Source organism: Bradyrhizobium liaoningense (assembly GCF_018130785.1).
Lineage (GTDB): Bacteria > Pseudomonadota > Alphaproteobacteria > Rhizobiales > Xanthobacteraceae > Bradyrhizobium > Bradyrhizobium liaoningense_A.
Genome location: NZ_JAFCJT010000023.1, coordinates 24,995 through 40,567 on the forward strand (window position 1 = coordinate 24,995; position 15,573 = coordinate 40,567).

Genomic DNA, 15,573 nt, shown 5'->3' on the forward strand with positions numbered 1-15,573 from the left:
AAGCGCGCACCGGAGCTTCACTCCTAGTTGGTCCGTTCACGAGCTGTCGTCTCGCGTGTTACCTCGGGCGTCTCGATCATTCGAAAAAGCACGACGCCGTTTCACATTCGCACGTTGGGGTGCACGCTCACTTCCAGAATTCGGACGCTGATCGCGCCAATTTGACCAGCGGCGAGGCTGCTGCAGCTTGGGGCCACGATCGTCTGAACACATGTGACCGACAGCGGGCAGATTCATTCCTGCCCCAGCCACGCACAGAGACGGTCTCAGCTCGCCCCACCCGCGACGCTGGCACCGTTTTCCCTTCGATTATGGTGTAGGGACAAATGTGATGCGTTCTTTTTGGTCCATGACGATGAATACCGCGATAATCACAGTTGTCGATTTCTGCAGTCGCCGCCGGTGGATGGTCATCGTCGCCGGATTATTGCTGCTAATGGGAACCGCCAGCTATACCATTGCGCGTTTTTCGATCGATACTGACATCGAAGGACTGATCTCGAAAAAGCTTCCCTGGCACGAACGTCAGCTGCAGTTGACGCATGCCTTTCCGCAGAGAGCGATCTTAGCAGTCGTTAGCGCGCCAACGCCTGAAAACGCGGAGATGGCCACGAATGAACTGTCGGAAGCGCTCGCAAAGAACCCGAGCCTGTTTCCCAGGGTCGCGCAACCGGACAGCGGGAAGTTCATCGAGCGAAATGGATTGCTGCTTGGCTCCACATCGGAAGTTCAAAGGACCGCCGAGGGACTAACCCGTGCGCGCCCCTTCATTGCCGAACTTGCGGCGGATCCGAGCCTGCGAGGCGTCATGAAGGTGCTCGTATCTGCAACCGATGGCGTCCAGGCAGGCGAGATCAAGCTGGAGCAAATGGCGTGGCCGCTTTCGTTTGCCAAACAGACGTTGATCGACGTTCTCTCCGGCAAGCCTGCCTTCTTTTCCTGGCAGGAGCTTCTGCAGGGTCACACCCTGCCAGCCAGTCAGTTGCGACATTTTGTGGAAATCGCGCCAAAGCTCAATTTTTCGACGCTTCAACCGGGGCATGCCGCTGAACAGGGAATCCATAAAGCGGCCGCCGATCTAAATCTGAACAGCAGACTCGGCGCCATCTTGAGCCTCACCGGCCAGGTACCGATGAACGACGAGCAGTTCTCGGTGATTCGAACCAGCGCGTTGCGCGACACACTAACGGCGACGTTGGGCGTGCTGATTGTTCTATGGCTCGCGCTTCGCTCCTGGAAACTGATCATATCTGTTTTCTGCAGCTTGGTCGTGGGCCTCGCAGCGACCGCTGCGCTGGGCCTTCTAATGGTCGGCTCCTTCAACCTGATCTCTATTGCGTTTTTTGTGCTGTTCGTGGGCCTGGGTGTCGACTTCGGAATTCAGTTCAGTGTCCGCTATCGCACCGAGCGGCACGAACTTGGTGATCTGCGACGAGCGCTGCGCAGTGCAGCGAAAAAGTCCGGAAAACCACTCGCGCTGGCTGCCGCAGCCACCTCTGTCGGCTTTTTCGCCTTCCTGCCTACAAGCTATCGCGGTCTCTCCGAGCTGGGGCTGATCGCCGGATGCGGCATGTTGATCGCTTTCGCATGCAGCATCACGCTGGTGCCGGCGATGCTCACCGTGCTCAATCCGCCCGGCGAACCGGCGCCGATCGGCTTCGGGAGCCTCGGGCCGCTGGATCGCTTTCTGCAGCGACACCGTATCGCCGTGATCGTCGGCACATTCGGGGTGGTGCTCGCCGGCTCGCCGCTGCTGCTCCATCTACAGTTCGATTTCGACCCGGTCGATTTGCAGAGGGCCGATTCGCCGGCGGTCGTGGCGTATCGACAATTGCAGTCCGACCCGCAGACCACCGGCCACGATGCGGAGATCATGGCACCATCGCTCGAACAGGCTGATGCCATCGCCACGCGCCTTGCGGCGGTTCCCGAGGTTTCGCGCGTACTCACGCTGACGAACTTCATTCCCAGTGATCAGCGGCGGAAAACCGCGGCCTTGCACGCTGCATCGCAGTCTCTCAGTCCGGTGCTCAATCCGCCCGGGCGGCGGCCCGCGCCGAACGATCAGGACCTCGTCGTGGCGATCCGTGGCGCAGCGGACGCTCTCACCAGAGCGGCAGCCGGTGCCCATGGCAGCGCGGCGGACGACGCACGCGAGGTGGCCGTTCTCCTCGATCGCCTTGCGGATGCCCCATCAAATTTTAGGAGCAACGCCGAGGCGGCAATTGTCGCACCATTGACCTACGACCTCGATCTCGTTCGCAAGAGCCTTGCTCCCGAAACCATAACGATGCAGACGCTGCCTCCGGATCTGGTCCGCGATTGGGTGCTGCCGGACGGCCGTGCTCGCGCTCAGGTTTTGCCGAAGGGCGACGCCAATGATGTCAACGTTCTGCGGAAGTTCGCCGCTGCGGTACTTGGTGCCGAGCCGTCTGCGACAGGCGAGGTGATCAGCTACTATGAGTCCGAGAAAACCGTCACCAGCGCCTTCATCAAGGCAGGCGTCTTGGCACTCGTCGCCATCTCGATCCTGCTGATCATCGCGTTGCGCAGGATAACTGACGTTCTGTTGACATTGATTCCACTCCTTCTCGCCGGCGTGGTGACGCTCGAACTTTCCGAGATCTCGGGCCTTTCGCTCAACTTCGCGAATATCGTCGCGCTTCCGCTGCTTCTCGGAGTCGGAGTTGCGTTCAAGATCTACTACATCATGGCCTGGCGCGCTGGCAAAACGAACCTGCTGCAGTCTACGCTCACCCGTGCAGTGGTATTCAGCGCCATGACCAATGCAGTCGCCTTCGGCAGCATGTGGGTGTCGAGTTATCCGGGCATGTCAAGCATGGGCAAGATGATGGCGCTGGCGCTGGCGTGCACCATGGCTGCAGCTGTCCTCTTTCAACCGGTGCTGATGGGCCGTCCGCGGCAAATCAAGCGTTTCGTCGATATGCCTTCGCAGCTGCCCGAAGCAGCCGAATAAGACCTTGAATATTCGCATCGGCGAGGGGTGACCTTTCGAGCCAAAGTCGAGGGAGCCGCATGTCGGCAGTGAAGGAGGGATTTTCGTTTCAAGCCGGAAGAAAAGAAGGCTCGGCGCTGCTCCAAGTCCCCAAACGGAAACGCGCCTCGATTAGTTCACGTCCGTCGTCGGGGATAAGGCGGAGGCGAGCCAGTTCGTCTTCGCCCGTCAGCTAAGCCGAAAACACGAGCCAATGCGAACATCCGTGTCTCTGTCTTCAATGGCTGCCTCAATCCAAGCATGACGCTCGGTCCAGTTTACAGCCGCGACGGGAAAGAAGGTCAGTATCCGGTATCATCGTGCTTCACCTCACGGACCAGACATTATGCCGCTTGCAAAGAGCCGAAGCCGTGCCGGTGACCTGGATGTGGCGACAAGGCGCAACCGGGGTTTGGCCGGCCAAACCCCGCCCAGCCCATCGGCGGCGTGCTGGCTGATCGAGACGGGCGTCTCCATGAACTGCATCACACTCAGCGCCAGCAAGACATGCTATAATTGGCTTGCCGGTCCGGCGTAGATCACGCGCCGTAGGAACTATGGGCCTGCTCGGATGAACCTCAACATTGCGCCGGCATTCTCGATCACGGCGGCGGCTTGACCACATCGCAAGTACACAACGGGGAGTGAAGAAGCGACGGGAAGCCAATGAGCAACGACGTACATACGTGGTTGCGAGCGCTCGGCCTTGAGCAATATTCCGATGCCTTCGCCGCCAGCGACATCGACCTGAGGGTGCTCCCGCATCTCACCGAAGCGGAACTGCGCGAGCTGGGGCTGTCCCTCGGACACCGCAAGATCCTGATGGCTGCGGTGGCGGAGTCCTTCGGGACAGCCTCGCGGCCAACACGCATTATTGCTACCGGTGCCGAGCATCAGCCTCTCCAGCATATCGCTTACTCGGAGCGACCACCAGAGCGACGCCTCCTGAGCGTTCTATTCTGCGATTTGGTTGGGTCCACCGAATTATCTCGGCGGCTCGACCCCGAGGACCTCCGGGAGGTACTCCGTAGTTACCAAGATCGGGTCGCCGAGACTGTGATCCGCTATGGAGGCTACGTCGCCCGCTACATGGGCGACGGTATCATGGCGTATTTCGGGTGGCCGTGTGCCTATGAGGATCATGGCGAGCGTGCAGTTCGAGCCGGGCTCGAGGCCCTGGCCGCCGTGCAAGTGCTAAAAGCCCGAGACACCGAACTCATGGCGCGTGTTGGCATTGCCACGGGGCAAGTCGTTGTAGGGGACCTCATCGCCGGCTCTGTTCGAGAGCAGGGCGCGGTCGCGGGCGAGACGCCAAATCTCGCAGCCAGGCTCCAAGCGATTGCCCAACCCAATCAACTCGTTATCGCGGAGTCGACCAGGCGATTGATCGGCGACGCTTTCGTTATTGAGGATCTCGGCGAGATCGCCCTCAAGGGATTCGGGACCGGCACGAGTGTGCATCTCGTCAAGTCGGAGCGCGAGGTCGAGAGTCGCTTCCACGCAGCTCATGCAGGAGAGTTGTCACCATTCGTTGGTCGCGTACATGAACTCGCGCTCCTCGTTGAAAGATGGAATCTCGCGTGCGGGGCGAAGGGACAGGCGATCCTGCTGTCGGGCGACGCCGGCATCGGCAAGTCGCGGCTCCTCCAAGTCCTTACTGAAACACTCGGTTCAACACCTCACGAGGTCATCCGTCTTCAGTGCTCACCTTACCATAGCAACAGTGCTCTGTTCCCAATCGTTCAGAACCTGTCGCGAAAGGCCGCTTTTCGGTCTGAAGATCAAAACGAACAGCGCCTCGACAAGCTCGAGCGCATGCTTGCCGATCTGGGCATCGACACCCGCACCGTGGGGCCTGTCTATGCCGAACTCCTTTCACTTGACTACCATGATCGCTATGGCGAGCTCGAACTCGGGCCGCAGCAAAGGAAGAGTCTCATCTTGCAGACCCTGGTCGAGCACTTCGTGCGCCGGTCCGGACGCGCCACCCTGTTGCTAATTGTTGAGGATGCCCACTGGATCGATCCGACCACGACTGAATTACTCGACGCCCTCTTGGCGCCGATCAATCGATCGCCTGTCATGTTGCTCGTGACGCATCGGCCGAGTTGGAAATTTGAATGGCCCCGCGCGTACGATCATGTGTTGCCGCTTTCTATCGGCGCCCTCGCCCAGCCCCTCGTCGCCGACATGGTACGAAACATCGTAGGCCTTAGTGCCAACGCTCGACTGGTCAATGAAATCATCGATCGAAGCGACGGAATCCCACTGTTCATCGAGGAGATGGCTCGCTTTCTTGCCGAACGAGAGGCCAGCGAGTGCGACATCAAGATGGTGTTGCCAGCAACACTGCAGGGCTCTCTCCTAGCGCGGCTTGATCGATGCGGGCCGACCGCAAGGGAGACTGCGCAAATTGCCTCCGTTATCGGCCGCGAATTCAGCCGGGATCTGCTTACTCACGTTTGCCAGTTTCCATCTGCGGACCTTGACGCCGCAGTCGCCGAGCTCATGGCTGCGCACCTCCTTCTGAGGGCGGGCTCGTCCGAAGATACCTTCGTCTTCAGGCATGCCCTAATTCAGGATGCGACGTACCAATCACTGCTTATGAGCCAGAGACACCGATATCACGCTGCGATCGCCCGCGCTCTGGCCGAGTACCGCGAAATAGCAGAGACGCAACCCGAGCTGATTGCGCGGCACTTTTCCGAAGCCGCTTTGCCGGAGTTGGCTCTTCCTTTCTGGCGACGCGCAGGCGACCGGGCGATCGCGCGCTCGGCAAATTACGAAGCCATAGATCATTACGAGAAGGTGGTGGCTATTGCCCAGAAGCTACCCGACGCGCAAGGTCGCGAAGTTACCGTCCTAGAGACGAAGATTGCGTTAGGCTGGGCGCAGATAGCCGCCGGCGACCTGCAACAGGCGTCTGCCACGTTCGCTGACTCCGCGCGCGAAGCGAGAGCTGTTGACAAGCCCGATGCGCTCGCCAACTCCGCAATTGGATTTGCGCAAGCTCATTTCTATTCTCATGATTCCCTCGATTCCTCCATTAACCTCCTGCTCGAAGCGCTGCCAGTGATCGAAGCAAGAGACACTCGGCAGCGTTGCCAGATATTGAGCGCACTCGGCAGAGCGTTCTACATGAACGGTGATCTTGAGCGTGCAGATGCGTCGAACTCCAAGGCCATCGAGATTGCACGTCGCATCGATGACGATCGCACTCTCTGCGAGGCTCTGTTCAATCCGCTTCTGGTCCCGGCTGCCCTTTCCGGCGAGCAGTCCCAAAGCTTGCTCAAGCGCTTAGACGAGTTGCTGGGCATCGCAGAGCGGCTCAACGACGCAGACTTCCGGACCCGAGCCCTTGCGACGCGCATCTATTATTCTGCCGAATTCGGCGACCGCGAAGGAATGATAGGAGCTCTGGAAACCTTCTGCTCGTTGACTGAGGGCCAGCAAATGACGCATCAGCAGTGGGTCGGACAACACGGGCGTGCGATGCTGGCGTTATTGAACGGCGACTTTGCAGCCGCGGAGGGGTTTGCTGAAAACGCCTATCAGCTCGGTCGCCGGAGATATGGCGAGAGCGTCGAGGGCGTCTATGGCATGCAAATGTTCACGATTCGCCGCGAGCAGGGTCGTCTTTCGGAGGTCGCCCCGATCGTCAGACATTTCATAGACAAAGGCAACCTCAACACCTGGAAGCCCGGATTCGCGATCGTCGCGACTGAGCTCGGGTTCAAGCCGCAGGCGCAAAAGCTGCTTGACGAGTTGAGAGAAGCCGGCTTCGCGCTTCCAATGGATGCGATGCGCAGCACTACGCTGTCTTATCTGGCGGACGTATGTGCAGCACTGGATGATGCGGTCAGTGCACGCACCCTCTATGACCTGCTTGAGCCTTATCGCCACATGACAGTCACGGCGGGGGTCGTGACCGTATGCTACGGATCAGCCGGCCGCTTTCTCGGAGCGTTGGCCGAGGTCCTGATGGACTGGGATAGCGCCGAACAGCATTTCGACGAAGCTCTCCGAATGGATCGGCACATGCAGGCATCCCCTTGGCTCGCACACACGCAGCACCGTTTCGCGCGCATGCTGCGCCGTCGTAGCCGGCGTGGCGACCTCGAACGCGCCGAAGTCCTGCTTAATGAGTCCTGGACGACAGCATGTCGCCTGAAGATGACAGCCTTGATGGATAGGATCCGGGCGCAACGGCACTGAGGCCACAGCAGACATAGGAGAGGCTTATGCCACGTTTCATGATCGAGCGAAATTTTGCCGAAAGACTCGAGATGACAAAGGAAGGAACAGATAGAGTTAACCGCATCAACGATGAGGAAGGCGTGAAGTGGCTGTTGACCTTTCTCAGCGCCGACAAGCGCAAGACTTATTGTCTTTATGAAGCTGAGAGCGCCGAGGCAATTAGAAATGCGGCGCGGCGCAATGATATTCCGGCCGACGTGATCATCCAGGTGGATGAGATAACGCCAGCAATGTTCGCATAAAGAGGTTGGAAGGCAGGAAGTAATTTGAGCCCCGGGGTCGTTGTGCCCTCGGTCGCTTACTCTCCTGAAACAGACACACCGGCGAGAGCGGATGGTTCAAGACGCAAATATCGCGATCCAGGTTTGGATTCGCCAATGAGGTGTTATGGAAGAAGCGGGCCCGTGGCCGACTTCGAAGCGGCCGCATTGGCGCAGGGGCGGCTCAGTTTTTGGACAATCACATCTTGATCGCATTCGCGAAGAGCCTGTCACCCCACTCGTACAACGGCCGCATGAAGTCCGATTGGGTGTGGATTGCTCGACCTTTGCGCTCGCGCCATTTTCGTCCGTAAGTATCAAACGGAAAGTGCCGCATGTAGTAGTCGCAGGTCTCTTCCCAATGGTCGACCGACAACGATTTGCCGTAGTGTTGGCAATAAAGGCCAGTCGCCACTCGTTCAACGCCACCCGGCTCGCGCGCATGGTGCTCTGCGAAGGTGACCTCCAACCGGTTTCGCCACAACATCAGAATGTCTCGCCGTTCCGGACCGAAGAAACGACGAAAGTCCAACAGTTCGCGATCGGCCTGATAGGGTGCATGATCCCCAGGAGTCATATAGGCGTCGAACAGTTGAACCCGCACGCCGTCGCACTCGCTAGAATGCGTTCCTTCTATGAATCCGCGTAAATCTCCGGTAACGCGCTCATCCGCATCGAAGCAAAAGACCCAGTCGAACTGCAAATGTTCGCGCGCCGTCTGCAACAAGAGGCCGCGATGCCGTCCCTCGGCAATCCGGCGTGCCTCGATGTCAGCTTCCCACGACCGATTTGTCACGATCAGAGCGACTTTTGGGTGTTCGCATAGAATCTCCAGCGTACGATCCGTGCTCGCGTCATCATAAGCGACTATCGCATCGACCTGCTTGCCGACGTAGTCCAGTGTGTCTCTGAGAATAAGCGCTTCGTTACGAACGCGGGTGATGCCGACCAGACGGTGCTTGTGACCTAATAGGCCTGTGTTGCAGGCAATGATTCGTTCGCCCTCGCGAAGCGGCCAACCCATTGCGCCCGGCATTTCGTGGCATCCCCTCAAAGAGGTTGTTAGATCAGCGAATGCAACGCCGTGACCGCAGCCTCGCGGTTCTCCACAGGAACGAACAAGTTTATCGAATGTGGTGATAGAACGTATTTGTCAACGACAATCCCGTGGGATTGCAGAATTTGTATCGCCTGAAATGGCAAGTCTGAAGAAACGCCGCCGAAGCAAGTGAGGCTCACCGAGCTTAAAGTCTCACGCTCTTTGCGCAAGTCATTGCTCCTTTCCAGTGTGCACAGCAGAGTGTCGAGCGATTCCGACTCGGAAGTCATCATGATGCGCGTTTTTCCGGCGGTGAAAGCCGAGGCGAGGACTTGCGGCCAAGATAGGCCGCTCTGCTTGAGATGCTGCGCAAATTTCTCAAAACCGTGACTGAGATTCGTCGAAGCGATCTCCACATGCTCAATACGAGCCATCGAGTTGACGGCCAAAACTTTTCCGTTTTCCATTCCGATAACCTCTCTCATCACTCGCGTGCTGTGGTCGGAATTGCCCCATTTTCGTAAAAACAAAGGGATATTCTGGCTTTGTGCCAACTCGACGCTGCGAAAATGCAAAACCTTCGCGCCCCAAAAACACATTTCGGACAACGATGCAAAATCGAGCCGGCGCAATGGTTTTGCGTTCGGCACGATGCGCGGATCGGCCGAGCAAATTCCGTCGACCTCTTTGATAATTTCACAGCGCTCGGCCCTTAGCGCCGCAGCCATGGCGACTGCAGTGGTGTCGCTGCCGCCCCTGCCTAGGGTGGTGATTTCTTTGGTTCGCGGATTCACGCCTTGAAAGCCCGCTAGAACCACGATGCGTCCGCGACTGAGTTCTTCGAGCACGCGCGCAGGCCGCACATCTAAAATGCGCGCGGAAGAATGAGATTCGTCTGTCATTACACCGGCCTGACTCCCGGTAAAACTAATGGCTGGCGCACCGAGATCAGACAGAGCCATGCTCATCAACGACATGCTGATGCGCTCACCGGTTGTTAGCAACATATCCAGTTCGCGGCGGTTGGGATGCGGGCTTACTTGATAAGCCGCCCTAATTAGTTCGTCGGTCGTCTTACCCATCGCTGAAACGATCGCCACGACGCGATGACCACGGTTGTGCAGATCGGCAAGACTCCTCGCAACCGCGCGGATTTTTTCCGGCGTTTCTAAACAGACGCCGCCGTATTTCTGCACGATGGTCGGATTGTTGCGCATTTACTTGCGACGTTGACTGTATGAGCGGTGGCTTGATGGTCGCTTCGCTCCGCCGGACGGTTTCATGCATCTAGCTCCAGAACTGCGTGCGGTCCGCGCAAAGATTGGATCACACCTATCGAATTTCGCGACGTTTTTTCCGCGCGCCAGCGTCTCCGAGGTTCTGAAAATAATTGGGCCAGTGCACGTGGTTGCCCACGCACCTCCCCACTCATCGCCGTTCACAGCTCTCCAATATTCGATACGACAATCGTTTTTCTTGGCGGAAGATTGGCGGCCACGGCAAGATCGGCCGGACAATGCTAAAAATTCTGTTGACCCGAAAAATCCCCGAGTGAAAGTGGGGCCGGTCCGCGGGACGAGAGGCGCTGACGAAATTGACTACCCCCACCCCTCCCAATATCAGCGGCTCGACCAGTGGCTTTTAATATTTAGTTCCCGGATTTTGCGCGTGAACCAGGGAGACCGGTCCTGCGGACGCCTCTTGTAAACTTTCGCCCACCCTCCCCTGTCAACCCAGCCTAACTTTTCAATTCCTTTAGCTTCCGCAGTGGCGACGTGCGAGTTACCCGCGCTCGAAACCAATTGTCGGAAGAACCCGTGGCCCCCCGCCAGAGCTTTTCTGTCTGCTCACGATTTCTTCGAATGCTTGATGGTGAAGGGTTTGTTGCGGAGGACTTAGGCGAGCAATCCCGGCACTTTCGCGCCGACCGACAGTGGCCGCTCAATTACGGGCACCCCGCTTGAGCGAGAGGGATCCAAACCAGTCCCCAATAAGCGCTTGGTTTGCCCGGAAATGCCGTTACTAGACCGATTTGGAGGGAACTAAGATTCGGAGAAAATTCGGTTCTCCGCGCCTAGCGAACGCTCCGTTTGATCGACGATAGTATTTCTCTGGCGAGCGAAAGGCCGGAAGGTGGCCGGATTTTCGACCTATCTCCTCATCGAAGTACGGGGTGACTTTTGCGGGGTGGCGGAGAGAGTGGGATTCGAACCCACGGTACGGTTTCCCGCACACACGCTTTCCAAGCGTGCGCCTTAAGCCACTCGGCCATCTCTCCGGAGCGCCCTCTCTTGAAGGGGCGCCGGTGATTTTGCAAGGGATCGCGGGGAAATCGGGTGAATTTTCCGTAAGATATTGTATTTGAACGACAATATCTGGCGCCAATTGGCGCTTCGGAACCACCCGATGGCTGAACCGGAAGCGGGTTTGGCGCGACGATTCACTCAAGCCCGCCAAACACGACCGGGGACGCCATGACCATCCGCAAGACCATCGCCGCTCTTAGCCTGATTTCGGGCCTGGGCTCCGCCTTCGCCGCGCCGGCCTTAGCGCAGGTCTGCACCCGGCAGGGCGTCGACGTGAGCTGCGACGACGGGCGACGCGGGGTGCTGTCGGGCGATGCCATCCTCTGGCCGGACGGGACGCGCTCAAGCTCGACGCCGCATCAGAGCGTGATCATCGGCAACAAGAGCTCGGTCCATGTCGGGCCCGGCGTGTTCGTCGGCCAGGGCAAGGGCATGGTGCCGCTCGATGATCCCAACGCGCCGAACAAGCGGCAATGCGCGATATTGGATGGGGTGTCGTATTGTTATTGAGGGCGCGGGTCGCACCCTCCCAGTTCGTCATGGCCGGGACAAGCCCGGCCATGACGCAAGATCCTAGATCAGTCTTACACCTGAGATCGCCGATTTCAGCCAGCGCAGCGCTTGCGGCGGCTGCGCCGCGAGCGGGACGACGGCGGGCTTCTCGGTCCGGCACTTCTCCAACTCCGCGACGAAGTCGGCGGACCATTGCTGGATGGTGTGGCCGCGCAGCTTCTTCATCATCGCGTCCCAGCGCATCTTGCGCTCGGTGAGCGGCATCGCGGCCGCGACCGCGATCGCACGCGCCATGCCGTCGATGTCGTGCGGATTGACCAGCAGCGCCGTTTCGAGCTCGTTGGCGGCGCCGGCGAACTTCGACAGCACCAGCACGCCGGGATCGGCCGGGTTTTGCGCGGCAACATATTCCTTGGCGACGAGGTTCATGCCGTCATGCAGCGGCGTCACCACGCCGATCTGCGCGGTCCGGTAGAGACCCGCGAGCACGGTCTGGCTGAACCCCTTGTTGAGATAGCGGATCGGCGTCCAGTCGACCTCGCCGTGGCGGCCGTTGACGTCGGTAACGAGACGCGCGACCTCGTTCTGGAGATTGCCATAGGCCTCGATCGCACCGCGCGACGGGTTGGCGATCTGAAGCAGCGAGATGCTGCGCGCAAACTGCGGCTGATCGGTCCAGAGCCGGTCGAACGCGCTGATGCGATTGACGAGACCCTTGGAATAGTCGAGCCGGTCGACGCCGATCGCGAGCCGCTCGCCATTGAGACTGCGGCGCAGCCGCGACACGTCGGGATGCGAGGCAGACTTCGCGGCGTAAGCTGCGAACTTCTCCGCGTCGATGCCGATCGGAAACACCTCGCAACGCGTACGGCCATGCTGCGAGATCGCGACGCCGTCCTCGACGGTGAGGTCAAGTTCGCCCGCGACATAGCCGAGAAAATTCTGGCAATCCTCATTGGTCTGGAAGCCGAGCAGATCGTAGGCCAGCATCGCCGTGATCAGTTCGCGATGATTTGGCACGCCCTGCATCACCGCGGCGACCGGCCATGGCGTGTGCAGGAAGAAGCCGATCGGATCATCGACGCCGAGATCACGCAGCTCGGCGCCGAGCGCAAGGAAATGATAATCCTGCACCCAGAACGCCGTTTTCGCCTTCCGGAAGCGCATCAAGGCGCGCGCCATGAAGGCGTTGACCTCGCGATAGCTGACATAGTCGTCGCGTGAGACGCGGATCAGATCGCTGCGCGAATGCAGGGCCGGCCACAGCGCCGAATTGGCGAAACCTTCGTAATAGCCGCCGTAATGCGCCGCCGGCAGATCCAGCGTCGCAATCGCACCCGACCCAAGCGCTTCGATCTCGGCGAACGGTTCCTTCTGTTGGCCGTCGCGCACGCGGCCCGACGAACCCACCCAGATAGCACCCGAATGTTCCACGACGGGAAGCAATGCCGCAGCCAAGCCGCCCGTCATCGGCTCGTTGGGTTTACCGCGCGCTACTCGATTTGAAACGACGACTAAGTTCACAGGTCGTCCCCTCCTGTTCATTCCACCCCGTTTAACTGCCGTTCATCAATAAGGTTCCTGACCATCATTTGTACGAAATGAAACCAAAATCGGGCACGTGCGTTGGAACCAGTTTTTCTTCTGGGAACCCGTCGGTTTCACTCAACAAAGTCAGTTTTCATGACTGTGTTGCCCAGCGTGAATTGCGCGCGCGAGCGAACGAAGCGAGCGACAATATGGCATCGAGGTGTCGGCGCCTTATTCCAACCTTGTGTCGTCGAGCAGATGCGCGAGGAACGCGCGTACATCCTTCGGCTCATCGAAATGGCCATTGACGCCGATGGCACGGCGGCCGACCGAGAAGGCAAGCCCGTTCATGTCGGGCATGATCGCGAACACGGTCTCATCGGTGACGTCGTCGCCGATGAAGATCGGACGGCGCCCCTTGAAGGGCTCATGCTTCATCAATTCGCGCACGCCGGTCGCCTTGGTGAAGCCGGAATGCTTGATCTCGCACACGAACTTGCCGGGCAGCACTTCGATCGGCGCATTGGGCAGATCGGCGCGGATCAGCGAGACGGATTCGTAGATCGCTTTCTCCGCATGCGGCGCGAGGCGATAATGCAGTGCCAGCGAATAGCCCTTGTCTTCGAGCAGAATGCCGGGGCTGAGCTTTGCGATCGCAGCCAGGCGCCGCTTCAGCTCCTTGTCCATCTGCGGCGCGTGCACGTCGTCGGCCTCATTGCCCACCGACAGGCGCATCTCCGCGCCGTGTCCGGCAACGGCACGAAACACATCGGGCGCGAAGATCAGGTCGATGTCGTTGAGCGAACGGCCACTGACCATCGCCAGCGCGCCCGACGTGCGCTCCGTCAGCCGGTTCAGCGTTTCCGACAGGCCCGGCGGCACCCAGACCTCGCGCGGCGTCGGCATCAGGTCGAGCAGCGTGCCGTCGATGTCGAGCAGGATCGCAGTCTCGCCGAGGTGCGGCACGAGCGCATGCGGCACCGGCACCGCGTCGGGCGCTTCATCGTCGAGCATGGTGGGCTTCTGGTCCAATTCAGCGAGTTCCGATTTCATAGTCTACTCCATAAAGGCAAGCGGCCGCGCGATTTGTTCGAGCGATTTTCGTTCCGCGGCGACGGCGTAGCGCCACGCCACGATCGCAGCCGCAATCATCAGGAAGGCCCCCAGCAAATAGCCCGCGAACACGCTGGTGCGTGATCCCGTGTCGATCAGCGCGCCGAACAGCGCGGGTCCGATCACGCCGCCGATGCCGGTGCCGACCGCGTAGAACACCGCAATCGCCAGCGCGCGCACTTCCAATGGGAACGTCTCGCTGACTGTCAGGTAAGCCGCGCTCGCGGCGGGCGAGGCGAAGAAGAAGATCACCATCCAGGCAATCGTCTGCCCCTGCGCGCTCAGCGCGCCGATCGAGAACAGGTAGCCCGAGAGCGCCAGCAGCACGCCCGACACGCCGTAGGTGAACATGATCATGACGCGGCGGCCGAGCGTATCGAACAGGCGGCCGAGCAGCAGCGGACCGAGGAAGTTGCCGGCGGCGAACGGCAGGAGATACCAGCCGACGTGATCGGCGCTGATGCCGTAGAAGTCGGTCAGCACCAGCGCGAAAGTGAAGAAGATCGCGTTGTAGAAGAACGCCTGCGCGACCATCAGCACCAGGCCGACCAGCGCGCGCTGGCGATAGACGGAGAACAGCGTGTGCACCACCTCCCTGATCGGCGTGTGGTCGCGCATCTTCAGGCGGATTTTCGTGAAGCGGCCATCGCTCGCATCCTGGTCATGCCCGATGACCGAGCGCTCGATCTCGCCCACGATGGCGTGGGCCTGGTCGGGCCGGCCGTGGATCATCAGCCAGCGCGGGCTCTCCGGAATCCACATCCGCATCAACAGCACGACAAGCCCGAGGGTCGCGCCGATGAGATAGGCGAGGCGCCAGCCGAGATCGGGACCGATAAATGCGGGATCGAGCAGCACGATGGCCGCCACCGCGCCCATCGCCGCGCCGAGCCAGAAGCTGCCGTTGATGACGAGATCGGTCCAGCCGCGGTAGCGCGCCGGCACCAGTTCCTGGATCGTCGAATTGATCGCAGTATATTCGCCGCCGATACCGGCGCCGGTGAGAAAGCGAAACAGCGCATAGCTCGCGACATTCCACGACAGCGCAGTCGCGGCGGTCGCGGAGAGATAGAGCGCCAGCGTGATGAAGAACAGTTTCTTGCGGCCGATGCGGTCGGTGAGCCAGCCGAATCCGAGCGCGCCGAGCACTGCACCCGCAAGATACGCGGAATTGGCGATACCGAGATCGAGATTGGAGAACTGCAGCGACGGGCTCTGCTTCAGCGCGCCGGAGAGCGCGCCGGCCAGCGTCACCTCGAGCCCGTCGAGGATCCAGGTGATGCCGAGCGCCAGCACGACACGGGTGTGGAAGCCGCTCCACGGCAGCGCATCGAGCCGCGACGGAATGCTGGTCTCGACGATGCGGTCGGTCGCGGCCGCCGCCGAGATCGCAGGTCCATAGTTCAGCGCTGGGCTTTGCTGCAATTCCATCGTGTTGTTGCGTCTGACCAATGCGAGCATCCCCGGTTCACATGACGTGGACGGGGATCGATCCGATGGGTGCGGCATTCCGCCTGCCACCTGCGACAACGTCCGCGGCAAGCGAGGGTTCCCATGGGA

The 15,573-nt window shown here is 59.9% G+C and carries 9 protein-coding genes and 1 tRNA gene; 4 read left to right on the forward strand and 6 right to left on the reverse strand.

Annotation, left to right across the window (positions count from 1 at the left end):
* The first annotated feature begins 331 nt into the window (after positions 1 to 331).
* The 3 genes from JQ627_RS31395 (at position 332) to JQ627_RS31405 (ending at position 7,494) form a co-directional block, all read left to right on the forward strand.
* A complete protein-coding gene (locus JQ627_RS31395) occupies positions 332 to 2,977 on the forward strand; it encodes an MMPL family transporter (RefSeq protein ID WP_249143544.1) in 2,646 nt (881 codons plus the stop codon).
* A gap of 684 nt (positions 2,978 to 3,661) precedes the next feature.
* A complete protein-coding gene (locus tag JQ627_RS31400; protein WP_212488231.1) occupies positions 3,662 to 7,210 on the forward strand; it encodes an adenylate/guanylate cyclase domain-containing protein in 3,549 nt (1,182 codons plus the stop codon).
* A 26-nt stretch (positions 7,211 to 7,236) separates the two neighbouring features.
* Complete coding sequence (locus tag JQ627_RS31405; protein ID WP_212488232.1) at positions 7,237 to 7,494, forward strand: DUF4242 domain-containing protein; 258 nt, start codon at positions 7,237 to 7,239, stop codon at positions 7,492 to 7,494.
* Between the two features lie 217 nt (positions 7,495 to 7,711).
* On the opposite strand, the gene JQ627_RS31410 is transcribed toward JQ627_RS31405, so the two are convergent.
* The 3 genes from JQ627_RS31410 to JQ627_RS31420 form a co-directional block, all read right to left on the reverse strand.
* A complete protein-coding gene (locus JQ627_RS31410; protein ID WP_212488233.1) occupies positions 7,712 to 8,548 on the reverse strand; it encodes a glycosyltransferase family 2 protein in 837 nt (278 codons plus the stop codon).
* A gap of 26 nt (positions 8,549 to 8,574) precedes the next feature.
* Positions 8,575 to 9,768 carry an aspartate kinase gene (locus JQ627_RS31415; protein ID WP_212488234.1) on the reverse strand — a complete coding sequence of 398 codons (1,194 nt, stop codon included), beginning with the start codon at positions 9,766 to 9,768 and terminating at the stop codon, positions 8,575 to 8,577.
* Positions 9,769 to 10,739: 971 nt separating this feature from the next.
* Positions 10,740 to 10,829, reverse strand: a tRNA-Ser gene (locus tag JQ627_RS31420).
* Positions 10,830 to 11,025: 196 nt separating this feature from the next.
* On the opposite strand from JQ627_RS31420, the gene JQ627_RS31425 reads away from it, so the two are divergent.
* Complete coding sequence (locus tag JQ627_RS31425; RefSeq protein ID WP_212488235.1) at positions 11,026 to 11,367, forward strand: hypothetical protein; 342 nt, start codon at positions 11,026 to 11,028, stop codon at positions 11,365 to 11,367.
* Positions 11,368 to 11,430: 63 nt separating this feature from the next.
* On the opposite strand, the gene JQ627_RS31430 is transcribed toward JQ627_RS31425, so the two are convergent.
* From JQ627_RS31430 to JQ627_RS31440, 3 genes are all read right to left on the reverse strand, one after another.
* Positions 11,431 to 12,894 carry a trehalose-6-phosphate synthase gene (locus JQ627_RS31430; RefSeq protein ID WP_212488236.1) on the reverse strand — a complete coding sequence of 488 codons (1,464 nt, stop codon included), beginning with the start codon at positions 12,892 to 12,894 and terminating at the stop codon, positions 11,431 to 11,433.
* Positions 12,895 to 13,131: 237 nt separating this feature from the next.
* The gene (gene otsB / locus JQ627_RS31435) at positions 13,132 to 13,953 is read right to left on the reverse strand and encodes a trehalose-phosphatase (protein WP_212488237.1); all 822 of its coding nucleotides are present in this window, start codon (positions 13,951 to 13,953) and stop codon (positions 13,132 to 13,134) included.
* A 3-nt stretch (positions 13,954 to 13,956) separates the two neighbouring features.
* On the reverse strand, positions 13,957 to 15,444 hold the full coding sequence (locus JQ627_RS31440; RefSeq protein WP_212488300.1) for an MFS transporter: 1,488 nt from the start codon (positions 15,442 to 15,444) through the stop codon (positions 13,957 to 13,959).
* Positions 15,445 to 15,573 lie beyond the last annotated feature (129 nt).